The sequence below is a fragment of the Paenibacillus dokdonensis genome, from assembly GCF_004916975.1.
In the GTDB taxonomy this organism is placed as follows: Bacteria; Bacillota; Bacilli; order Paenibacillales; family Paenibacillaceae; genus Paenibacillus_AQ; species Paenibacillus_AQ dokdonensis.
The window spans coordinates 3,153,830-3,176,796 of sequence record NZ_STGQ01000001.1 but is presented as its reverse complement, the minus strand read 5'-3'; the positions used below and the strand labels follow the sequence as shown (position 1 = coordinate 3,176,796).

Below are 22,967 nucleotides of genomic sequence, written 5' to 3'. Positions count from 1 at the left end.
TGCTGGCACAGAAGGTCATTACTTCTGAGGGAGATAATATCTCCACTCAAACTACAGTGATCATTTTATCATGCTCAATTATACTTTGTAACTAAGAAATGCTCAGGAAGAATGGCCGCTATCGAGCGGTCATTCTTTTGTTTTCAGATCGGATCATTCGACAACCGGCGGATTCATTCGTGTGATATGGATTTTTTAATTAAAGCCATTCTCTAACCTATCAGTCCCATCTTCGTATGGTAAGTTGAATAAGTGAAAATATTTATGAAAATCAAAGGAAGGGGTGACATTTTGAAAAAAATCGACTTTCAAAATGATATGCAGATGAGAGGGCACACTTCATAACGACGTTTTGTCCTCTCTGCTGCAGCGGGAGGAAATCATCCATTGATGAATTTAAAAACCATGGTGGTCGGATTGTCATCCGATCATGTTGCCAGGGATCTTATCCGGAATTGGGAGCATGACGAGGGATCTTTGAGGTTCTGGCGTGCCAGCTCCAATTTTGTGTATGCTTTTCAGCGGAATCAGGAGAGATTTTTTATGAGATTCAGTACGGAGCAGGACCATGTCATAGGACAGATAGAAGCCGAGCTGGAGTTCATGCAGTACTTGATCGCGAGTCATTATCCTTGTGTTTCTCCGGTTTCCTCCATGAACAACAAGCTCATTGAAACGGCACAGACTGCAGAAGGAAAGTATTTTGCCGTTGTTTTTCAAGCGGCCCAAGGAAAGAATCTGGATGAAAGCTTGTCTCGTGAGCAATGTGAGGAATGGGGAAGGTCGCTTGCCGGATTACATTCGTTATCTGCAGTTTATGAGCCTGCTCATTCAGAAAGAAGAAACTGGCGGGATATTCTGGGATGGATCGAACATGTTCTTCAAAAGCACCCGCAGGAACAGGAAGCAGCGGCAGAGCTTCAATGGATGACATTATGGCTTAACTCCCAGTCTGTCACGCAGGAGACATATGGGCTAATCCACTATGATTTTCAGCTGGATAACGTATTTTATGATAATGGGCAGCATTCATATAACGTGATCGATTTTGATGATTCCTTTTACAGCTGGTATGCTCTTGATATTGTGTCAGCTCTTTCTGATATGCCCGGTCAGGGAGATCCGCTATCGAGTGAACATATGCAGTCCTTTTTAAAGGGATACCGCAGCGCGAGAGTAATGGGCGATGATTTTATAGAGCAGATCCCCTATTTCCAAAGATTCATGAACCTGTATGGATTCTCGAGATTGTTAGGATCACTGGATGACAGTGAGATGGAGCAGGGTCCGGACTGGCTTGAGGATGTCAGGTTGAAGCTCGCTCGTTCCCGGGACAATTTGAGACAAGGATTTACAAGGGGAATCTAAAAAGAGTAAGGTACAGATGCATCCACCTGAAAAGGATCGGAACAAAAGCTTCTGTACCTTTTTCATTTCTTTCACATAAGGATTATTCAAAAGAATGTGCGTCCAAAAATTGCAAAATGCGATCATTCACCTGAGTCGGATGTTCCCTGGACATATGCGGCCTATGACTTCCGCCTGAAACCACATAAGTCTCCGAATCTTGAATAAGTGAGCCTAAATAGGATAGTTTCTCCTCGCCTACAAAAGGATCATGCTCGCCGCTGATCAAGAGAGAGGGGCATCGAATACTGCGCAGCTGATCTTCCGTAAGCTGAGGATAAAGACGCCAATCCTGCGCCGACTGCCGCATATGCTCCTGCCAGTTTCCACGATGCGCCTCTTCATGCCGCTCCGTCATTTGCTTGATGGTATCCTGTTGGTCCTGTTCAATGAGCCACTCTGGCTCAAATTCCTCCACACCCGTAGGGTCTGCAAAACCGCTCGTGCCTATGGTAGTCAACGTTATCACCCGTTCCGGATATTGAACCGCGCAGTATAAACCGACATTTGCCCCTAAGCTGTAACCCACCAAATGAGCTTTTGGAATGTGAAGTGCATCCATAAAAGCGATCATATCCTTTGCGAGCTGTGGCGTGCTCCATTCCAGGCTTACGCAGCGTGTTCTGCCATGGCCTCTCAAATCAGGATAATAACAGGTATAGTTTTTTTGGAAATCCAGCAGCTGACTCGCAAAGGCCAATATCCCTCTGGAATAACCGCTATGTAAAAATATGATGGGCTCACCGCTTCCCATTTTTTCGTGAAATACCTCCAGATCCTGAAGCTGAACGTACGGCATAAAAACCTCCCTGAATGAGCTTTTAATCCCATTTTAAGCTTAAAAAGCGACTTCGTCACCAAGAACCTTACACCCAAATCTTCATTAAGCGTGTATAATTTTGGTAAACAAAATGATTAGATATGGAGAACCGCACATGATGAACCATGAGTATAAAGACAGGATCGAAACGGTCATCAGGTATATCGAGAAGAATAGCAGCGATAAGCTCACCTTGGACCATTTGGCGGACATGGCTAATTTTTCGAAATATCATTTCAGCCGCATATTTACTGCCGTCGTCGGTGTAACGCCTGTGGCTTTTGTGAATCGGGGGCGTATACAAAAGTCCGTGCATTTACTTGCTGATACCCGATTGACGATACTTGAAATATCCAATCAATGCGGCTTCGAATCGCTGTCCACCTATAATGCCGTATTTAAAAAGCACTATGGACAGACACCAAGTGAGGTCCGTAGAGGTATGAGAAATGATAGCAATTTTCCATCATTTTATAGCAAAAATCCGGAAGAGTCTGCACCCCTGGAAGAGTACAATCAGAACCGTAAGAATTCACTTTTAACAAGGGTGTGGGATCAGATGATCAGGATCGAAGAACTGCCAGATGTTGAAGTTGCTTACGTCAGATATGTGGGGAGTTATTTGGATACGTATTATGCTTGGGACAAGCTGGGGCGCTGGACCGATGCAAGGGGAATAACACCTGCTAATCACCATTATATCGGCATTTCGTTGGATGATCTTAATTTGGTTGATGAATGGGCCTGCCGCTATGATGCTTGTGTCACATTACCGGCAGGATATCGAAAAGAATATGATACAAAGGAAGTGGATTATAAAATATTATCGGGCGGGTTGTATGCGGTATATCCCTATTATGATACGGTTGAAAGGTTTGTCCTTGCCTATCAGAATGTATACAGCTTGTGGCTGCCGAACAGCTGTTATGAAGCCGATGACCGTCCTTGCCTCGAATTCTGTAAAAACGATCCCGCAACGGATGCGGAAGGGAAATGCAAAGTAGATCTGCATGTCCCCATTAAGAAAAGAGGATGACATGAATTTAGAAAAGACCGGGAGCAAAGCGGCTACAATGATAAGCGGTAATCCCTTTTTATAAGAATGGGGCTTTGCGGACTTTACAGTTAAATAGAAAACTTGGAGTGATGATGGTATGAATTTAGAAGCGGCTTTTGGAACCTTTCCTGTACTTGCATCAGATAGAGTTATTCTGAAAAAAATCGAAACCAGCCATCTGAAGGACCTTTTTGAAATTTATAATAATGAAAATGTATTTACATACTGCGGCATTATTCCGAAGCATAACAAAGACACGATCAAAAATATGATTGGACATTTCGAACGTGATTTTTTGAAAAAGGCAAGGATCAAGTGGGGCTTATTTACGGCGCAGGAACCTGACCGGCTGCTTGGCATTATCGAGGCATTTAATTTTAATCAAAAGGTAAACACGCTTTCGGTAGGATATTATTTAGCCGAACATCAATGGGGTAAAGGATTGGCCACGGAAGCTCTAAAGCTTCTTCTGCCCTATCTGCTCCATGAGGTTAACGTCAACCGGATTCAGGCAGAGGTTATGCCGCGGAATGAAGCATCCAAGAAGGTTTTGCTAAAGAATGGTTTTCAACAAGAGGGTCTCTTGAGACAAGCCGCTTTATGGTCGGGGAAAGGGATTGTCGATCTTGAAATTTACAGCATTCTGCAGCAAGATCAAGTGAATGATCAAGATACGTAAATTTGTGTCCTCTATTCAAGATGATCTGTGCTACAATAAATCTGACTTGATTTCAGCCGTGTGTAACTGGCGTAACGTGGGTAAACCACGAGGGAGCACATGGATCATAACAGCCGTACGCCTGGGCAAAAGTATTTGGTGGTTCATTCCATCCAAATACTTTTTTTGTTTAGATTTAAGAAATATAATCTTACTACCATTTAACGGAGGCGACTGGAATGAGCATGCTGCTTAAAACCAAAGAACTGGCAAATGAGGTTTCTGAATCTATTATCACTGAAGTTAACAGCCTTAAAGAAAAAGGCATACAGCCGAGGCTGGCTACAATTTTAGTGCAGGGAGATCCTGCTTCGGAATATTATGCGAAAGCGAAACAGAAAAAAGCCCGGCAGCTGGGGATTGAATTCGATCTGATTCAGTTTGATCCGGAGGTCACAGAGCGCCGTTTGCTGGATGAAATTGAAGGCTTGAACCAAGATCCGGCGGTACACGGCATTATGCTCGAGCTCCCTGTACCCAAACATATCCGTGTACAAAAGTGTTCGGACGCGATTACGCCTGAAAAAGACGTAGATGGCATTTCATCGGCGAACAAGCTCACCTGCATGACGGGGAATACCGGCATTTATCCGGCAACACCACAGGCCTGTATCGCTATCTTGAAGCATTTTGGGTTCACGCTGAAAGGCAAAAATGTAGTGCTTGTAGGGCGGGGAGATACGGTCGGCAGACCCCTGATGCAGCTGCTGCTGAGAGAAAATGCCACGTTGACTGTCTGTCATTCCCATACCCAAGACATCGCCGGCCATATTGCGAATGCAGATATTCTGATGACCGCCGCAGGACAGGCCGGACTGATTACGGCAGACATGATGCATCCGGAACTCGTTGTCATTGACGCAGGCATTAATGAGACGGCAACCGGGATAACAGGGGATGCAGTACCCGAAGCTGCAGCGTTTGCAAAAGCGATTACACCTGTACCCGGCGGTGTGGGAACACTCACAACAGTCATGCTCTTTGAGAACTTGATGCTGGCAATCCGGCTGCAGCAGCAATCTGCAGATGCCCTGGAAACGAATGGAGAACAACAGGTATTTGACCAAACGATCCGGCAATTTCTGCAGGTGTCTGCCTCAAGCGCACCTACGCCGGGTGGAGGAAGCATTGCGGCTCTATCTGCCGCATTAGGTGCATCCATGGGATCCATGGTGGCGAACATTACAAGCGGGCCAAAGTTTGAGAGTGTGCGGCAGCAGATGGCGGACATCGTGGTGCTGATGCAGTCTGCGATGTTGGAGGCTGAAAGCTTTCTGAAGAAGGACATGGAATCGTTTAACGGTTATATGGCCGCACTTGGCCTGCCTAAAGAGAATGATGAGGAAAAGAAAATGCGTTCCCTTGCTCTGCAAAAGGCTGCGGTTCAAGCTGCGTCTGTTCCGCTGCACCTCATGAAGCGAAGCTTGGAGATTATGTCGGCACTGGATAAAATTACGGAAGAAGTCAATAAAAATGTCATATCAGATCTAGGTATAGCGCTCATCATGCTGGATGCTGCTGTACAATCGGCATGGATTACGGTAGAAATAAATCTGGGAAGCATTAAAGATGCGGGTGTCAGGAGCTCATTTCAAGAAACGGGAGCCGAGCTATCAAGCCAGTCGAATGAGCGGAAGCTCCAGGTATTGCAAAAAATTAAGGAGAAGTTGGTGTAACCAAAGTGACAGAAGAACAATGGGTACAGGTTGCGCGCATGGCAGAACCCGGTTCGAGACTGATTCGTACAAAGGAGCTTAAAGGCGGGGTTTCAGCACAAGTGACGATGCTTGAGATTGAAAAGACGGATGGCAGTATGAAAAAGCTGGTTGTCCGTCAGCATGGCGCTGTTGACCGAAACAGGAATCCAGAAATTGCAAAGGATGAATTTAAGCTTTTACAGGGTCTAGTGGACGCAGGGTTGCCTGTACCTCAGCCATATGCATACGATACATCCGAATTTATTGTACCCACTCCCTACATCGTGACTGACTTTGTGGATGGATTCGTGAATATGTCTCCCTCGGATTTGTCAGATGCTATGCAGCAAATGGCGAAGATATTATCGGATATCCATCAAGTGGATTGGACAAGTCATTCACTGGATTTTCTTCCTGAACAGCTTATATGGTGCTCCGACAAGATTGGGAATAGGCCCCGGAACCCGGATGAATCATTAAATGAAAGTACAATACGGGATGTGCTTGAGTCCGCATGGCCGTTGTCTCCATTAAATAAAAATGTGCTGCTGCATGGAGATTATTGGCCGGGTAACATCTTGTGGAAAGACAACGGAATTGCTGCGGTGATCGACTGGGAGGACGCGGCGATTGGTGATCCAATGTATGACCTTGCGAATAGTAGACTCGAGGTACTCTGGGCATATGGCAAGGACGCTATGCATCAGTTTACACGGCAGTATCAAGCACTCAATCTGCAAACAGACATATCGGAGCTTTCTTTCTGGGATCTTTTTGCAGCGCTCAAGCCTGCTTCAAGTTTATCTAGTTGGGGGCTGGATAGCCATACGGAAAAGAGTATGCGGGAAAAACATCAGTGGTTTACAGATCAGGCGCTTGCCCGACTTCAGACACGTTGAAGCGTAAAACGGGATAGTTTATAGTAAAATCGTTTACCAAGTGGTTTGCTAGTAGTGTTGCAATGATAATTGGGACTTCTTAATAACCGGCGATGAGCCGGTTATTTTATTTTTGCGGTTTAGACATTACAATGAAATAGGGAATTACAGGTAAATTATAGAAGGGGAGTGAAGGCGATGTTCGTTATAAATGTTGAAGGGGCTGTATACCAAGAGAATAAGTGGCTGGTGATTAAGCGAGGATCGGGGGAAGAGCATGCGGCTGGAACCTTGTCTTTCGTAGGAGGAACCGTAGAGCAGGAAGGATTCTCACAGGACATTCTGGAGCGGACCGTCAAAAGAGAGATTTTCGAGGAGGTCGGCGTTGAGATAAAAGAAAGGATGCATTTTGCATATAGTTCATCATTTGTTACGGGGGACGGATCTCCTGTGATCAACGTGGTATTCGTTTGTGAATATGATCATGGAACTGCCCATAGAAAAAGTCCGGAGGAAGTCGAGGCGGTATATTGGATGACAGCCGAAGAAATAATCAAACACCCGGATACACCGCCTTGGACGATGGAGAGCGTGAACCGGGCGGATTCGATATTGAAGCAGCTTACCGAGTCACATTTTTAAGCGAAGGAGAGCCGTGGGAATATGAGTCATAGCAATGGCAGCATCCTAAATTTCTCGCCGATTCTCCACGAGCGAAGTGCCGAGTATTACTGGAAGGGAACAGGAGGTCTATCGATCAAAACCTTCAGAGGGGGAAGAGCCTTGTACCAGGCAGGGCATGGCCATTTTGCTGTAGGGGAAGACCGGTATTTACTTTTAAATCAAGGGCAGGAGTACAGTATCACCATAGAATCAGAAAAGCCTGTCGAATCCTTCTGCGTGTTCTTTCCGGAGGGCATGGTTCAGGAGGTGCGGCGCAGTTCGATGCTAACGGTGGAGGAGCTGCTGGTCGAGCCATTTTACCCGGTGCTACGGGAGATTGATTTTGTCGTCAAAACCTATGAGACATCACCGGAGCTCTCACAAGTCATGCGTCAGATGCGGATGGATTCCCTACATAAGGTTCAAGAGAGTACTCGTGTGGAAGAACAGCTGCAAGCTTTGGCATATGGTCTTCTGCTAGAGCATCAACAGGTAAAAAGAGAGATCGCCAAGCTTCATTCCATCAAATCTTCAACCCGGCAGGAGCTGTATCGGCGCGTGCATGTTGGATATGAGTATCTTTGCGCTTATTTTAATCAATCCATCTCCATTTCAGAGGCAGCGGAAGCGGCTTGTCTTTCAACGAATCATTTTCTCAGAAGCTTTAAACAGCTTTTTGGCTTCACGCCTCATCAGCTGCTGAAGGAGAAAAGACTGCAGGAGGCAGGGAAGCTGCTGCAGCGAACGGAATTGCCAGTAACTGAAATTTGTTTGGAGGTCGGGTTTCAAAGCCTTGGCTCCTTCAGCAGCCTGTTTACACAGAGATTTGGGGTTAGCCCGTCAGTATATCGCGGAAAGTGTAAAAGGTGATTTTCAAGAAGTAAAAAACCGCTTCCGGATTTATGATGAATCATGTACATACATTGAAAATGAATTGGGGGACAAGTGAATGGATCAGAATCAGATAATAAATGAGTTATTTGAGGCAGCGAAGGAAGGAAATGCTGCACGACTTCAGGAGCACCTGATTTCCCGTCCTGAATATGTGAACATAGAAAACGCAGAAGGGCTGACACTGCTTGGTTATGCTGCGCATTTCGGGCAACCAGAGGCTGTGCGGGTAATTATTGCTGCCGGAGCGGATGTGGATGCTGTCTCTCATTCGAACATATCGTTCATTCCTTCGAATACAGCACTGCACGCAGCGATCGCTGGGGAGAGGAATATGGATGTCATCCGGTTGTTACTTACTCATCATGCTGGAACCCGGATTTTTGACAGCAACGGCCACACATGCCTGCATAGTGCTGCTTTCCATGATGACAATGTGGAGATGATCCATCTGCTGATTGAGTATGGTGCAGATGTGAATGCTCAGCTTGATGAGGGCGAAACTGCAATTGAATTAGCCGAGAATCAGGGGAATAACAAAGTGACGGAACTTTTAAAACAATGTAGTGCACCGCATTAAACGAAAAAAGCCCTGATTGCATGTCGTATGCAGCAGGGCTTTTCATCTTCATTTGCAGCTTAACGGCGGCCGTCGGCATGTACCTGCGGAACGCTGTTTTTCAGCAGCATGCTGTGGTATAAGTATTCAAAAATAAATTCAAAAGCCTCCAGATGCTTCTTCGCTTCAAATGCGTTTTTACCCCAAGTATAAATGCCGTGGCCGCGCAGCAGGATTCCGGGAATGCTTGGATTCAGTACGTCTGGAACGCGCTCGGCAATGGATGGGATATGGGCAAAGTTGGGCAGCACCGGAATGGAGACAGGCGCATTTTCTTCCCAGATGTTAAACGCCTTGATCAGTTCAATCCCCTGTGCCGGAACAGCGCCTTGATCGCCGAACCATTCGCTGATGACATTATTGAAAATGGTATGCACATGAAAAACTGCGCCGCAGCCGGTCAAGCGGTATATTTCGCAATGAATGAGGGTCTCCGCACTTGGCTTCAGGTTCGTCGTTTCCACAGCTTTGCCGCTTTTATCCACGAACAGAAAATCTTCAGGTGTACTCAGCGATTTGTCCTTGCCGCTGGCGGTGATGGCGAAATGAAATTCCTCAGGATCAAAATCGCCTACGCGCATGGATAGGTTGCCACTGGTACCCGGAAACCAATTTTTAGCCGCAAATTGCTGTTTGATGTGACGGAGTTCATTCAGCACCTGCTGCTTATGCTCCAGATTGATACTTGCAAACGTCATAGGTTACAGCACTCCTTGTTGTTGTTTCTGTTTCATATCGCCCATGATATCAAAAAAGCTCTGGAAAGGTACATGCTTAACACCCAGCTCTGCACATTTATCGGTCAGGATGGAACGAGAATAGACCATGTCGGCAATCTTTGCTCCTTCAAAATCCGTTAGGCTGTCGCCGATCAGAATCCGCTCATATTGATCTTCAGGGAAATGGCGCATCACGGTAGTCTTACACATGCCGCAGCCATTGTCACATGGAGCCTGGCAGGGATGCGGCCATGAAATTTCAATGTTTTCACCGTTAAAATCAGCGCTGTTGCAGTAGATATGGCCTTCAGGAATGTCAAAAGGAGCGAGCAGGGGATCAATAAAAAAATCCATGCCGCCGCTTGTGACGTAAAACTCGATATTTTCCTGCTTTACATAATCAAGGAATTCCCGGAAGCCTTCACGGATACCAGCACGGCTGAGAACGAAATCCACGATTTCATCCTTCCGGCTGGAAGGCAGCAGGGCAAACATGTTGCCTACGCCTTCACGCAGCGTGATTTCCTGATCCACAGTCCGCTTCATCAACGGTTCATAGCCTTCTGGTTTGAAATGCTTCATGATCGCGACGATATTATCAGAGAGTGTGATTGTTCCGTCGAAATCGCAAAAGATGACGGGCTTTTTACCTGCTGTCATTATCGTTCTCCTCCCCAAGCCTCAAGAGCCGCCTTAAGTTCCGGATGTCCGGCTTCGGCGTAATCGGCCAGTCGGAGGGACTGCTGAGCTGCCTCAATTGCTTGCACGAAAGCTCGTCCGCCGGCTTCTGTACCCATAGGATGACCATGAATACCGCCACCTGCATTGATAACCACGTCCTTACCGAAATCCCGCATGATCAACGGCACAAGACCGGGATGAATGCCTGCGGAAGGAACCGGCATGCTGGTTTTAATGGGGAGCGCACTCGTGATCAGTTCATCGCGGATTGCCATATTCTCTTCACGCGGCATGGTTACGGAACCGTAAGGTGAAGGGAAGAGGACCAGATCTGCACCTGCAAGACGCATCAGCTGGCCAAGCAGTACCGACGCTGAAATACCGTAGTGCTGAGATGGGTAATAAGCTCCCGCCAGTGCTGGATGCGCAGCAATCGGTACGGTAATCTCCGGATCAGAGCTCAGTTCATGCAGCACATCATATCCGTAAGACAGCACGTTGAACAGAAGGGCATTGGCACCGGCTTGAATCGCTTTTTTGGCTTGCGACTTCAGACTTGACGTATGCCCGGTCAGATTGGCTGCATAGAGCAGCTTTTTGCCGGTTTCACGACTTGCAGCTTCAGCGGCCTTCAGGCAGACCTCGACACGTTTTTCAATGGGGGTAAGCTCATTCTCGAACAGAATTTCATCGTCTTTGATCAGATCAACTCCGCCAAGGGCTTGTCTCGTAAACTGATCCCGGAGCTCATCCATATTTAGTCCGATCACGGATTTGAAAATGCTCATGAGCAGCGGCCGGTCATGCACACCGAGAAGATCGCGGATGCCGGAAATGCCGAATTTCGGTCCTGGAAAAGCAGAAAGATAATCATCAGAGAATCCGAGGTGGTTCAACTTGATGCGGCCGTCCATAGAGATTTTACCAAAAACGGTAACTAGCAATGCCGGTATATCCTTGCTGAAATTAACGTCGGGATAGGCAATCGTCACATCCGCGTAGCGCTCGCCCGGCTGAACATCTTCCGGTTCATGGACATCGACTTTCAGAACTTGTCCCAGATGCTTTTGCATCGATTCCCGTTTGGCCTGCGGAAGCTCAGTCCAGCTCCCTACAGTCATGCCGACAGCAATCGATTCAGCCTTTTTGCGGAAATCCGCTTTATCATCATATAAGCGGTATGTTGCTGTGCAGTTATTCATGAAATCCCCTCCTTCAAAGCGGCTCCCATTTCTTTTGAGCGTTCCGCGCAGCGGGCCACGGCAGCAATCACCGTTTCAAAGAAATCGCCTTTATCCAATGTCTCGATTGCTGCCTGCGTAGATCCGTTAGGGGAAGTTACCTTGGCTCTAAGCGCTGCCGGCTCTTCGCCGGTCAATTGGACCATACGGGCTGCACCCAATACCGTTTGCACGGTCAGCTCCCGGCACTGCTGGGGAGTCAAGCCACCACGGATACCGGCAGCCATCATAGCTTCCATCATATAGTAGATGTAGGCTGGGCCGCTGCCGGAAATGCCTGTGAGCACCTCAAGTTTGTCTTCTTCGACAATGGTGACGGTTCCTACGGCGCCGAAAAGGGTCATAACCGTCTGCCGCTGCCGGTCGTTGATTTCCTTCGAATAAGAAATACCTGTTGCACCGAGTCCAATGGAGCTTGAAGTATTCGGCATCGTACGCGCAACCGGCTGCTTCCGTCCCAAAAGGTCTTGAATGGTCCGGATGGTCAGGCCGGCAATGACCGAAACAATGAGTGTATCTTCTGAGAGCAGAGGACCCAGGTTTCTGAGAACCTCCCCCGCGTCTTTGGGCTTAATGGCGAGCACAATCACCGGAGAGCTCTGCAAAATATCATGCAGTTTGTCGGCATTGTTGCTGACCTGTACGCCATATAGCTGCTGCAGCTCTTCCAAACGGCGAGTGTTGCTGCGGTTCAGCATCATAATATCGGATGGCTGCAGAACAGACTTGCCGATCAGCCCTTTCACTATCGCCTCAGCCATTGATCCGGCACCGTAAAAGGTGATCGGATCTGTAATCATCGCTTGTTGTTGACTCATTTTGTTCATCCTCCCAGCAGGTGCTTCGATTAGATGTTGCAGCGAAAGCTACCCGCGAATTTGTCCTTTGCCATGGATGATGTATTTGGTTGACGTCAATGCAGGAAGTCCCATCGGACCGCGTGCATGAAGCTTTTGGGTACTGATTCCGATCTCCGCGCCGAAGCCGAATTCAAATCCGTCCGTGAACCGGGTGGAAGCGTTGTGATAGACTGCAGCCGCGTCGACTTCCTGAAGGAAGCGCTCGGCGTTTGCTGTATTTTCGGTAACAATGCACTCCGAATGCTTGGTACTGAAGCGGGAAATATGATCCATGGCCTCATCTAGAGTATCGACCAATTTTATATTTAAAATATAGTCGTTATATTCTGTTGCAAAATCTTGCTCCTCAGCGGGTACAGCCCAAGGTATGAGCTTGACGGTTTCAGTGCAGCCGCGAATCTCTACGCCGGAGTTTTTCAGCTGATCTGCAAGATGCTCCAGATGGGCTGCAGCAAAGCGCGTGTTTACGAGCAACGTCTCCATGGAATTGCAGACCGAAGGCCGCTGAACTTTGGCGTTGACCGCAATGGCCTCAGCCATGGCAGGCTCTGCCGTTTCATCCACATAAGTATGACAGATGCCTGCACCTGTCTCAATAACGGGAACGGTGGCGTTCTCCACGACGTTACGGATCAGCGATTGGCCGCCGCGGGGAATAATCACATCCAGCATGCCGTTCAGCTTCAGCATTTCATCAACGGACGAGCGATCCGCACTTTCAATCAATTGAATCGCATCCGCGGGCAGTGGCGACGCTGATAGGGCAGATTGTAGTACTTCCACGATTTTACGATTGGACGACAGCGCAGACGAGCCCCCGCGCAAAACGACTGCATTGCCTGCCTTCAGACAAAGTCCTGCAGCATCGACCGTAACGTTAGGCCGCGCTTCATATATAATACCGATGACCCCGAGAGGGACACGTACTTTAGTGATTTGCAATCCGTTAGGGCGTTCAAAGCTGTCGAGTACATCTCCGACTGGGTCGGGCAGCATGATTATCTGCTCCAGCCCTTCGGCAATGGCTTCAATTCGCTGCGGATTTAGGGCAAGGCGGTCCAGCAGGGAAGGAGATGTGCCTTGTGCACGGCCGCGCTCAAGGTCTTCCTGGTTGGCTGCAATAATGTCGTCCTTATGCTTACGTAAGCTGTCAGCCATCAACTGAAGTGCATCATTTTTTTGATTGGTACTGAGCCTGTTCAGCACAGCCGAGGCGGAACGGGCTTTCCCGGCTTTCATTGTTATTTCACTCATCATATAAGCCTCCTTTTTTGTAGGGCCTGCGAATCCTCATTATTTTAATGTAATCCATTCATCTCTGTGAATCACTTCGAGACGATGGACCAGCTCCAGTGTTTGAATGACCTCAGAGCTGCTCATGCCCTGAATCCGGCGCAGCTGCTCATCGTCATAGTTCACAATTCCGCGTCCAAGAACAGTTCCATCCAGATTAAGCACTTCAACAACATCGCCTGTCTGAAAATGCCCTTCAACCTCTTTGATGCCAACGGGCAAAAGGCTGTGTCCACCGTTTACCAAGGCTTGCTCCGCACCCGGATCAACCCTCAGAAAACCAAGCGGCGTAGACATAAATCCAAGCCACTGCTTTTTCATCGGCAATGAGTGAAGGCGGGTATCGAAATAGGTTCCTCGGCCTTGGCCCGAAACGGCGTTTTGCAAATCGCCGCCTGAGTCCACTTTGCCTACAAATACGGGGACACCCCCGCGCGTGGCGATTTTGGCGGCATCGATTTTGGAACGCATACCACCGGTACCAACGGAAGATCCGGCTCCTCCGGCGATGGAATAGATCTCTTCGGTGATCTCTTCAACATGATCGAAACGCACCGCATTCGGATGTTTACGGGGGTCACCTGTGTATAATCCGTCCATGTCGGTCAGAATGAGAAGCTGCTGTGCCTTCACCAGGTTGGCTACCAGTGCGGATAAGGTATCATTGTCACCAAACTTCAGCTCATCAATCGACACGGTGTCATTTTCATTAATGATCGGGATGGAGCCTTGCTTCAGCAGTTCTTCAATCGTCATGCCGGCATTATTCATCCGTTTGCGGTTTCCGAAATCCGTACGGGTGAGGAGGATTTGCGCGGTTGTAATGCCATGGGAGGCAAAAGCCTCCTGATAAGCCTGCATTAGCAGTGCCTGGCCAACGGCCGCCGCAGCTTGCTTTTCATGCAGAAGCTTGGGGCGGAAGCTATAACCAATCGCACGGAATCCAGCAGCAACGGCTCCGGAGGTAACCAGCAGAATTTCACAGCCAGCTTGTTTCAAAGCAGCAATTTCACTCGCGAAAAATGCTACAGCATCACGGCTGAGGCCACCTTCGACGGATGTGAGTGAGCTGCTTCCAATTTTGACGACGACTCGCGTCGACATATGTCATCACTTCCATTTCATAGGTATAGGAATTCGAACATTTTCATACTTAAAACAAAAAAAGCCTTCATCCTTTTGGTTAAAGGACGAAAGCTTCACTTCCGCGGTACCACCTTTATTGATGATGTGAATCATCCGGCTTAAGGCCTTGTAACAGAAGGCACTGTCCCACAGGTTAATGCGGGCCGTTCAGGGGTAGGATTCGGAGCGAATCGGGTAAATTCTTTCAGCCGGTGGAATTTACTCTCTATTTTCGCGATATATAGCTCGTACTGGTCCCGTCGTCACGTTTTATGAGGTATGGAAAACCCGTTATTTCACATAGAATACCACGGAATATCCTGGTTTGCAAAATAGTTATTTAAAAAGTTTAAGCTCTCCGATCCGTCTTGCAGCCTCCTGAAGCCTTTCTTCGGAAGTCAGCAGCCCCACGCGGACATAGCCTTCGCCATGCTCACCGAAACCGATGCCCGGTGCAACAGCAACCTTGGCTTCTTGAAGCAGCAGATCAGCGAAGGATGTGGAGGTATATCCTTTGGGCACAGGCAGCCAGCTGAAAAAAGAGCCTCCAGGCTTCTCAGCCTGCCAGCCGATGTCGGCCAGACCTGTGAAAAACGCATTTCTACGGGATTCGTAGCGCTTGACCAGCTCATACACGCATTCTTGGGAAGCGGTTAGAGCCTCGGCTGCCGCAGCCTGAATACCGCCGAACAAGCTGACATAGATATGATCCTGGAGCAGGTTGATCATTGAGATGATCTCGCGGTTGCCGAGGGCAAAGCCCACGCGCCAGCCTGCCATGTTATAGGTTTTGGAGAGGGTGTAGAACTCAACCCCGACTTCCTTGGCATGCGGTGCCTGAAGGAAGCTCACCGGGCGCTGTCCGTCAAATCCGATGGCGCCGTAAGCGAAATCGCTGGCCACGACAATGCCATTTTCTGCAGCAAATTTGACGGTATCCTCATAAAAAGACAAAGGTGCCGTAGCGGAAGTCGGATTATTCGGATAGTTCAGGAACATCAGCTTCGCCCGTCGACGGTCAGCCTCGGAAATGCTTCCAAAGTCCGGCAGGAAGGCATTATCTTTACGTAGTGGCATAAAGGACATTTCAGCTTTAGCAAGGGCCACACCAGACCAATAATCCGGGTAGCCCGGATCAGGAACCAGGCAAAGATCGCCGGAATTGAGCAAAATTTGCGGGAGCTGTACAAGTCCGGTTTTGCCGCCGAACAGAACGGCTACCTCGGTTTCAGGATCGAGCTCCACGCCGTAATCCTCCAGATAACGCTTCGCAATGGCTTCCTTCAGGAAGCTAAAGCCTGTAAAAGGCGAATATTTATGATAGAGCGGATTGGCGGCTGCTTCCTGAACAGCTTTCACGATGTGGCCCGGTGTCGGTGTGTCAGGATTGCCTTGTCCCAAATTAATTACATCATGGCCTGCGTTGATTTCACGGTTCACTTTTTGTACAAGAGTGGCAAAAAATTGTGTAGGCAGCTGGTTCATCACTTCTGCGGGTTTAATATGAAAAGCCGATTGATATGAAGGGTTGTCTGTCGGTTTCATTATATTCATCACTCCGGTTCTTGCTTCAAAATAGAATAGATTTAATCTAACATGATTTATCCGGGGTGTATAGAGGGAATAGCCAGCTCTTGCCCGATCCTTTCGATACATTTATGATGGAATACAATATGATGGACCATGCAGGTCCATCTCCTGGTTTTATAGGGTGCAAGGAGGAAAAACATGGGACATATGGATGAGAACCAGCTGGCTGTCGCCTTGATTCAGGCGGATATTGAAATAGGCAGTCCGCAAGCGAATAAAGCACATATTGAGGAATTATTGGAGAAGGCCATACAGGGTGAATCGAAGCCCGATCTTCTGGTACTGCCTGAAATGTGGAATACCGGATATGCATTGGAGCAAATTCAGGATATCGCTGATCCGGAAGGAAAGGAATCCCGGACATGGCTGTCGTCTTTCGCCAAAAAACATCATGTCATGATTGTGGGCGGATCGGTTGCTGTCAAAAAAGGGGATCAAATCTTTAATACGATGTATGCCTTTGATCGGAATGGCCAGCAGGTCGGAGAATATTCCAAGCTGCATTTATTCAGGCTGATGGATGAAGAGAAGCATTTAACGGCTGGTGAGGCTGTGGTTACCTTTGATTTGGAAGGATTCAAGGTTGGGGCTTCCATCTGTTACGACATCCGTTTCCCTGAGCTTGCCCGAAGCCTGGCACTTGGCGGCACAAAGATGCTTATCGTACCTGCCGAATGGCCGCATCCGCGCCTTCATCACTGGCGTACGCTTTTGATGGCAAGGGCCATTGAAAATCAGATGTATGTGATTGCCTGCAACCGTGTGGGCAGCAGCCGGGGAACGGATTTCTTCGGTCATTCCCTGATCATTGATCCTTGGGGTGAAATTGTGGCTGAGGGCAGCGAATCGGAGGAAATTGTAACGGGTCTGATCTCACCGGAGCTGGTAGATGAGGTCCGGGGACGGATCCCCGTGTTTGCAGACCGCCGGCCTGAGATGTATACGGATAAATAATAGGCGGAAAAAAGGCTCCTGAGGAATCAGGGGCCTTCTTCTATTTAGGTGAAGCTTATTTCACTAACTCCTGCATGGTTTCTTTAAAGGTATCGATAAAAGCCTCAGCTGCTTTGGACAGATAGCGGCCGCGCCGATAAGCGATCACGAGTGTCCGGCTCGGAACGGGTTCGGCAAGGGGCAAGTAGACGGGGACAAATTCACTTCTCGAAGAGCGTGAGATAAACCTTGGCACCAAGGTAATCCCCATTCCCGTTGCTACCAGTGATTGAATGGTTTCCATGTTATTGCTCTCGAATACCACCTTCGGTTCAAACCCCGCCTTTTGACACAGGTCGAATGTGATCTTGCGGAACCCCTGTCCTTTTTTCAGAACGATAAATGATTCTCCGCTCAGCTCTTCAATGCGGACAGGTACAGGTTTGCCGCCCTTGGCTCTCTCCGCAAGCGGGTGGCCGGCCGGGACCGCAAGATCTATTTTTTCTTCCCCAATAATTTCATAGGTAAGGGAAGGCTCCTGCAGCGGGAGGGAGAGCAGACTCAAATCAGTTTTACCTCCGGCTGTCAGCTTTTCCAGATTCATGGATGAATCTTCAAGTAATGCAATTTCAATCTCGGGATATTTTTGTTTAAAGGAAGGAAGGACATGGGGGAGCAGGTGGGCACCCGTAATCGGCATACTACCGACCATAACCTTTCCCCCTCTAAGCTGGGAGATATCTGACATTTCCTGGCGCAGCAGCTCTACGGCATCCATGATCTTTTGAGCCTGATCCATAAATAGCGAGCCGGCATGGGTAAGCTCAACGGTACTGGTATTCCGCTGAAAAAGAAGCACCCCGAGCTCCTTTTCAAGCTTGGAGAGCTGTTGGCTTAAGGATGGCTGGGCGATATGCAGCTTTTCGGCTGCCCGGGAAAAATTTCGCTCCGAAGCGATTTGTAAGGCATATTGGAGTTGTCTCAGTTCCATATTCATCGGTCCTATCGTTTTGATTTGTCGGTTTACATGATTATGCTCATAGTTATTTCCTATTACTTTTATAGATATTATATCTTGGAACAATTAAGAGTGAAATGCTATATTTATTTCATTCAAGAGATACCGCACTCCGGTGCTCTTCCAAGGACGTATAACCATGATGAGGTGAAAAAGATGAGTAAAAGAACAATGTTTGAGAAAATTTGGGATAACCACGTTATTCATCAGGAAGCAGGCAAGCCGAGTATCCTTTACATCGATTTGCATCTCGTCCATGAAGTAACTTCCCCGCAGGCGTTTGAAGGACTTCGCCTCAGCGGACGCAAGGTTCGCCGCCCTGAGCTGACCTTTGCTACCATGGACCACAATGTACCAACCAAAGACCGTTTCAACATTAAAGACCCGATTTCCAAGCAGCAGATCGATACCCTCACTCAAAACTGCCGTGATTTCGGCGTCACACTGTTTGATCTTGATACGATTGATCAAGGCGTCGTGCATGTTATGGGACCTGAGCTGGGTTTAACACATCCTGGCAAAACGATCGTTTGCGGTGACAGCCATACTTCTACACACGGTGCTTTCGGCGCTCTGGCGTTCGGTATCGGAACCAGCGAAGTTGAGCATGTCCTCGCGACACAATGCTTGCAGCAGGCAAAAGCCAAAACGATGGAAGTCCGCTTTGTAGGTAAACGTAAAGCCGGCATCACCGCAAAAGACATGATCCTTGGCGTAATCGCTAAATATGGCACGGATTTTGCAACTGGCTATGTTATTGAATACACTGGTGAAGCGATTCGTGAGCTGACGATGGAAGAACGTATGACGGTATGTAATATGTCCATCGAAGGTGGAGCACGCGCTGGTATGATCGCACCGGATGAGACTACATTCGAGTATCTTCGTGGTCGCCAGCATGTGCCGGCAGGCAGTGATTATGACAGCCGTGTTGAAGAATGGAAGCAGCTTGTGACCGACGAAGGCGCTGCATACGATTTGGTTCTTGAGTTTGATATGGAGTCCTTGATCCCTCAAGTGACCTGGGGCACAAGCCCGGGCATGGGGACAGACATCACATCAAAAGTACCTGTACCTTCCGAATTGCCAACTGAAAATGAACGCAAGGCTGCTGAAAAAGCCATCGAATATATGGGTCTGGTACCAGGCACACCTATGAATGAAATTCCAGTCGATTATGTATTTATCGGCTCCTGCACCAATGGACGGATTGAAGATCTTCGCGCGGCTGCTGAAGTAGCCAAAGGCTATAAGGTATCGGATCAGGTGACAGCCATTGTCGTTCCTGGATCCGGACGTGTGAAGCTTCAAGCCGAAGCTGAAGGTCTCGACAAAATCTTTGTTGAAGCAGGTTTTGAATGGCGCGATGCCGGCTGCAGTATGTGTCTGGCGATGAATCCGGATGTGCTTCAGCCTGGACAACGCTGTGCTTCGACCTCAAACCGTAACTTTGAAGGACGTCAAGGACGCGGTGGACGGACGCATCTGGTTTCACCTGCCATGGCTGCTGCTGCAGCGATCAAAGGCCGGTTTACAGATGTCCGCGAATGGAATATTAAATCTGATGTGGTTAGCTAAGGAGGAGAACAGACATGGAAGCTTTTACTAAATTAACAGGCCTTGTTGCCCCGGTAGACCGGGTGAACGTGGATACGGATGCCATTATCCCTAAACAGTTTTTGAAAAGGATCGAACGCACCGGCTTCGGACAGTTTCTGTTCTTCGAATGGAGATTTGATGAGCAAGGGAATGAGATCCCCAATTTCTCCCTGAACCAGCCGCGCTACAAGGGCGCTTCAATCCTGATTTCCCGTGCCAACTTTGGCTGCGGATCTTCCCGTGAGCATGCACCATGGGCAATCATGGACTATGGCTTTAAATGCGTCATTGCCCCATCCTTTGCGGATATTTTCTATAATAACTGTTTCAAAAATGGTATTCTGCCGATCAAGCTCTCTGAAGAGCAGGTGGAGGATTTGTTCCAGCACACTGCAGCTCAAGAAGGATATCAGCTGAACGTAGATCTGGATAATAAGACAATTACCGATAGCGAAGGTCTTCATATCGATTTTGAGCTTGATGAGCACCGCCGCCAATTCCTTTTGCAGGGTCTGGATGACATTGGTTTGACTCTTCAACATGAAGATGAGATTTCCACATACGAGCAAAAGCATGCTTCGCATCTGTTTGCTTAATCTTGCCTGCGCCTGATCTTTAAAATTGGAAGGCTTCTATATTTCCTTCGCGGGATATAGAAGTCTTTTTTTGTTGAGCACAGGAAAAATTGAAAAAGGTAAAAAAATGAAATGTTCCAGGAGGAAAATGGGTTCCTGGTGGCGAATATTGTCCTATATTCCGATGATAATGATTTTTTTTATATATATTTGTTTTTCATGCCCAAGAATCGGCAAAAAATTTAGTTTGGCAGAGGTGGATAATGAAAAAAACCGGATTTTTATTGTTTTTGTTACTGTTTATCGTCATGATGGTGTCTGTTCAGGATCGGGCAGCTGCCGCGGCAGGGAATGTTCAGATTATACTGGACGGGAACGAGCTGAAAGTTTCTAAAGATACCAAGGTTACGAATGTGAATGGCAGTACCATGGTTCCTTTCCGTGTGATCGGTGAAAACCTTGGGTTCGATGTGAAGTGGGAGCAGAAATCGCAAAAGGTTCTGATCAGCAAGGACAGCAAGTCAATTGAGCTGATTGTGAATCAAAAGAATGCTACAGTAAATGGAAAAAAATTAAGCTTAGACAACCCTCCGCTCCTGCAAAACAACATTGTGGTCGTTCCTGTACGTTTTGTCAGTGAACAGATGGGAATTCATGTGAGCTGGGATGGGGCAAACCAAACGGTATACCTTACAACGGCGGCATCTGATCCTCCGAAATCCGAAAGCGGAACAGGCGCGGGCAATGGGGACGTACCCGTTCCTGATCCTTTGCCTGGTACAAGTCCATCGGGTGGGACATCGACGACGGAGCCAGGTGAAGTATCTGATCCCTCGACTACGGTGCCGCCTATAACGGGTAATGCCCTGATCAGTGGTATCAGCTTCAGCGAAAACCGTTTGATGATTGCTTCCCAAGGGGGTTCGATTACCCCTAAGGTATTTAAAATGTCTGGTCCGGATCGAATCGTTGTAGATTTGCCTAATGCGGGCTTCTCTTCCGATTTCCTGGGCGGGGCGAACGCTGTCGCAGGAAATCAGGGACAGCTGGATGTCAGCGGCTATCCGGATGTAACGAACATCCGTTATTCCCTTTTCAGCAGCAGTCCATCAACCGTTAGGGTTGTCATCGACTTGAGTTATCCCAAAGAATACTCGGTATACAGCGATCCATCGGGTTCAGGGCTTCTTATCGTTGACCTGAACAAGTCCGACAGCACGCCAACCAACCCGGTTGGAGGAAACGGCAAAAAAGTCGTGGTCATTGACGCAGGCCATGGAGATCAGGACCCGGGAACGTTAGGCTATTCGAAGAAAAAGGAAAAAGACTTCAATCTGGCTGTAGCCCAAAAGGTAGGGCAGCTTCTGGCCAAGGAACCGAACATAGATTTTGTGCTTACACGCAGTGACGATACGTTCCTTAAGCTTGAAGAGAGAGCAAGGATTGCGAATGACCTGAATGCGGATGTTTTTGTTTCCATTCATGCCAACAGCGGGCCTATAGCGGCCAGCGGAAGTGAAACATACTATCAGCGCGATGCAAGTAAGGCGCTTGCGAACGTCATGCACAAGTACCTCGTCTCGGCGACGGGATTGCCTGACCGCGGCGTCAAATACGGAAATTTCCACGTCATCCGCGAGACCAAAATGCCTGCCGTTCTGCTCGAGGTCGGTTACTTGAGCAATCCGAAGGATGAGGCAGCTTTATTCAGTGAGTCTGTGCAAAATAACGTTGCCCAAGGCATCGTAAACGGCATTAAAGAATACCTAGGAATTCAATAAGTCATTCGTTAGTTAAGGAGGCGGTAAAGTGAACAAAAAGCTCTTAAGCGCTGCGCTTCTGGCTATGGTTATGGTTGTAGGAGCAGGCTGCGGACAAAAGCCGACAGCAGCCCCTGCTTTGCAGGAAACAGCACAAAATCAAAACGAACAATCGGATGTCAACGCGGCGCAGCCCGATGATTCTAACGGTTCCGATGCTGCCCAGGGCGAAGATACTGCAAATACGAATAATCAGGTGGACAAGCCGGATCAGAAAGCGGATGAACCCGCAGACCAGAAGCAAACCATTGAGGTTTATTATACGGACCCGCAGGAAATGGAACTGAAGAAAAGCGAGAAGGAAATCCATTTCAAAAAAGATTCTGATAAATATCAAGAGGCATTCAAAGCGCTCCAGGATAGCGGAAATAGCGAACTCATTCCTCTTTGGGGCAAGATTGAGCTGAAATCCATGGAAGTGAAGGATGGAGCAATGACGCTGGATATTCACATGCCGGATGAAGCGCGACTAGGAGCCGGCGGTGAACAATTCGCTCTTGATGCATTATCCCAAACGATGTTCCAATTCAAGGAAGTCCAAACGATTGAACTTCTGGTCGATGGGCAGCAGGTCGAAAGCCTGATGGGTCATGTAGACCTGGATCATCCGATGACAAGGAACTAATTTTATAGAATTAAATATAGTCAAGAGACCGCGAGCATATAGGGTTAATCCCGTGCTTGCGGTCTTTTTCTGTTGATATCCTATGAGTAAGTAAGCATAAACTACTAACCTTGTCTACCTTAAGGCATAGATTAAGTT

General features: G+C 48.0%; 22 protein-coding genes, 1 pseudogene and 1 riboswitch. Of the genes and pseudogenes, 14 read left to right on the top strand and 9 right to left on the bottom strand.

Features of this window, described 5'->3' with window-relative positions; genetic code table 11:
- Positions 1 to 390 precede the first annotated feature (390 nt).
- A complete protein-coding gene (locus E6W40_RS14625; RefSeq protein ID WP_246073087.1) occupies positions 391 to 1,368 on the top strand; it encodes a phosphotransferase enzyme family protein in 978 nt (325 codons plus the stop codon).
- A gap of 82 nt (positions 1,369 to 1,450) precedes the next feature.
- Here E6W40_RS14625 and E6W40_RS14620 read toward each other — a convergent pair whose 3' ends face one another.
- Positions 1,451 to 2,206, bottom strand: a complete 756-nt coding sequence (locus E6W40_RS14620) for an alpha/beta fold hydrolase (protein WP_136606119.1) — start codon at positions 2,204 to 2,206, stop codon at positions 1,451 to 1,453.
- 136 nt (positions 2,207 to 2,342) lie between these two features.
- Between E6W40_RS14620 and E6W40_RS14615 the strand changes: the two genes are divergently transcribed.
- The 8 genes and pseudogenes from E6W40_RS14615 to E6W40_RS14585 all read left to right on the top strand — a co-directional run bounded on the left by E6W40_RS14615 (position 2,343) and on the right by E6W40_RS14585 (position 8,711).
- Positions 2,343 to 3,263 (top strand): AraC family transcriptional regulator, encoded by a 921-nt coding sequence (locus E6W40_RS14615; protein WP_246073011.1) that lies wholly within the window; start codon positions 2,343 to 2,345, stop codon positions 3,261 to 3,263.
- A 118-nt stretch (positions 3,264 to 3,381) separates the two neighbouring features.
- Positions 3,382 to 3,963 (top strand): GNAT family N-acetyltransferase, encoded by a 582-nt coding sequence (locus E6W40_RS14610; protein ID WP_136606118.1) that lies wholly within the window; start codon positions 3,382 to 3,384, stop codon positions 3,961 to 3,963.
- A 52-nt stretch (positions 3,964 to 4,015) separates the two neighbouring features.
- A riboswitch (ZMP/ZTP riboswitch) is annotated at positions 4,016 to 4,097 on the top strand.
- Between the two features lie 84 nt (positions 4,098 to 4,181).
- A pseudogene (locus E6W40_RS30110) lies at positions 4,182 to 5,036 on the top strand (bifunctional 5,10-methylenetetrahydrofolate dehydrogenase/5,10-methenyltetrahydrofolate cyclohydrolase); the annotation flags it as partial.
- Positions 5,010 to 5,678: a cyclodeaminase/cyclohydrolase family protein gene (locus E6W40_RS30105; protein ID WP_425464945.1), complete on the top strand. Its 669-nt coding sequence runs from the start codon at positions 5,010 to 5,012 to the stop codon at positions 5,676 to 5,678. The pseudogene E6W40_RS30110 and the gene E6W40_RS30105, both read left to right, overlap by 27 nt.
- A gap of 5 nt (positions 5,679 to 5,683) precedes the next feature.
- Positions 5,684 to 6,598 (top strand): phosphotransferase family protein, encoded by a 915-nt coding sequence (locus E6W40_RS14600; protein WP_246073010.1) that lies wholly within the window; start codon positions 5,684 to 5,686, stop codon positions 6,596 to 6,598.
- Between the two features lie 177 nt (positions 6,599 to 6,775).
- Positions 6,776 to 7,219, top strand: a complete 444-nt coding sequence (locus E6W40_RS14595; RefSeq protein WP_136606116.1) for an NUDIX hydrolase — start codon at positions 6,776 to 6,778, stop codon at positions 7,217 to 7,219.
- Positions 7,220 to 7,240: 21 nt separating this feature from the next.
- Positions 7,241 to 8,110, top strand: a complete 870-nt coding sequence (locus E6W40_RS14590) for a helix-turn-helix transcriptional regulator (RefSeq protein WP_136606115.1) — start codon at positions 7,241 to 7,243, stop codon at positions 8,108 to 8,110.
- A gap of 79 nt (positions 8,111 to 8,189) precedes the next feature.
- A complete protein-coding gene (locus tag E6W40_RS14585; protein WP_136606114.1) occupies positions 8,190 to 8,711 on the top strand; it encodes an ankyrin repeat domain-containing protein in 522 nt (173 codons plus the stop codon).
- A gap of 59 nt (positions 8,712 to 8,770) precedes the next feature.
- Here E6W40_RS14585 and mtnB read toward each other — a convergent pair whose 3' ends face one another.
- The 7 genes from mtnB to E6W40_RS14550 all read right to left on the bottom strand — a co-directional run bounded on the left by mtnB (position 8,771) and on the right by E6W40_RS14550 (position 16,214).
- On the bottom strand, positions 8,771 to 9,448 hold the full coding sequence (mtnB, locus tag E6W40_RS14580) for a methylthioribulose 1-phosphate dehydratase (RefSeq protein ID WP_136606113.1): 678 nt from the start codon (positions 9,446 to 9,448) through the stop codon (positions 8,771 to 8,773).
- 3 nt (positions 9,449 to 9,451) lie between these two features.
- On the bottom strand, positions 9,452 to 10,129 hold the full coding sequence (locus E6W40_RS14575; RefSeq protein WP_136606112.1) for a 2-hydroxy-3-keto-5-methylthiopentenyl-1-phosphate phosphatase: 678 nt from the start codon (positions 10,127 to 10,129) through the stop codon (positions 9,452 to 9,454).
- Positions 10,129 to 11,352, bottom strand: coding sequence for a 2,3-diketo-5-methylthiopentyl-1-phosphate enolase (locus E6W40_RS14570; protein WP_136606111.1), 1,224 nt, complete (start codon positions 11,350 to 11,352; stop codon positions 10,129 to 10,131). Before E6W40_RS14570 ends, E6W40_RS14575 begins: the two co-directional genes overlap by 1 nt.
- Positions 11,349 to 12,209 carry a pyrroline-5-carboxylate reductase gene (gene proC, locus E6W40_RS14565; protein ID WP_136606110.1) on the bottom strand — a complete coding sequence of 287 codons (861 nt, stop codon included), beginning with the start codon at positions 12,207 to 12,209 and terminating at the stop codon, positions 11,349 to 11,351. The genes E6W40_RS14570 and proC overlap by 4 nt, the downstream gene beginning before the upstream one ends.
- Before the next feature lie 48 nt (positions 12,210 to 12,257).
- Positions 12,258 to 13,505, bottom strand: coding sequence for a glutamate-5-semialdehyde dehydrogenase (locus E6W40_RS14560; protein ID WP_136606109.1), 1,248 nt, complete (start codon positions 13,503 to 13,505; stop codon positions 12,258 to 12,260).
- A 39-nt stretch (positions 13,506 to 13,544) separates the two neighbouring features.
- A complete protein-coding gene (gene proB, locus E6W40_RS14555; protein ID WP_136606108.1) occupies positions 13,545 to 14,648 on the bottom strand; it encodes a glutamate 5-kinase in 1,104 nt (367 codons plus the stop codon).
- 357 nt (positions 14,649 to 15,005) lie between these two features.
- Positions 15,006 to 16,214, bottom strand: coding sequence for a pyridoxal phosphate-dependent aminotransferase (locus E6W40_RS14550; protein ID WP_136606107.1), 1,209 nt, complete (start codon positions 16,212 to 16,214; stop codon positions 15,006 to 15,008).
- Positions 16,215 to 16,397: 183 nt separating this feature from the next.
- On the opposite strand from E6W40_RS14550, the gene E6W40_RS14545 reads away from it, so the two are divergent.
- Positions 16,398 to 17,213 (top strand): carbon-nitrogen family hydrolase, encoded by an 816-nt coding sequence (locus E6W40_RS14545; protein ID WP_136606106.1) that lies wholly within the window; start codon positions 16,398 to 16,400, stop codon positions 17,211 to 17,213.
- A gap of 55 nt (positions 17,214 to 17,268) precedes the next feature.
- On the opposite strand, the gene E6W40_RS14540 is transcribed toward E6W40_RS14545, so the two are convergent.
- Positions 17,269 to 18,183: a LysR family transcriptional regulator gene (locus tag E6W40_RS14540; RefSeq protein WP_136606105.1), complete on the bottom strand. Its 915-nt coding sequence runs from the start codon at positions 18,181 to 18,183 to the stop codon at positions 17,269 to 17,271.
- Between the two features lie 183 nt (positions 18,184 to 18,366).
- On the opposite strand from E6W40_RS14540, the gene leuC reads away from it, so the two are divergent.
- The 4 genes from leuC (at position 18,367) to E6W40_RS14520 (ending at position 22,829) form a co-directional block, all read left to right on the top strand.
- Positions 18,367 to 19,788 carry a 3-isopropylmalate dehydratase large subunit gene (leuC, locus tag E6W40_RS14535; protein ID WP_136606104.1) on the top strand — a complete coding sequence of 474 codons (1,422 nt, stop codon included), beginning with the start codon at positions 18,367 to 18,369 and terminating at the stop codon, positions 19,786 to 19,788.
- Positions 19,789 to 19,802: 14 nt separating this feature from the next.
- Positions 19,803 to 20,405 (top strand): 3-isopropylmalate dehydratase small subunit, encoded by a 603-nt coding sequence (gene leuD, locus E6W40_RS14530; RefSeq protein WP_136606103.1) that lies wholly within the window; start codon positions 19,803 to 19,805, stop codon positions 20,403 to 20,405.
- 242 nt (positions 20,406 to 20,647) lie between these two features.
- On the top strand, positions 20,648 to 22,165 hold the full coding sequence (locus E6W40_RS14525) for an N-acetylmuramoyl-L-alanine amidase family protein (protein WP_136606102.1): 1,518 nt from the start codon (positions 20,648 to 20,650) through the stop codon (positions 22,163 to 22,165).
- 28 nt (positions 22,166 to 22,193) lie between these two features.
- Entirely contained in the window at positions 22,194 to 22,829 is a 636-nt protein-coding gene (locus tag E6W40_RS14520; protein ID WP_136606101.1) for a GerMN domain-containing protein, read from the top strand.
- Positions 22,830 to 22,967 lie beyond the last annotated feature (138 nt).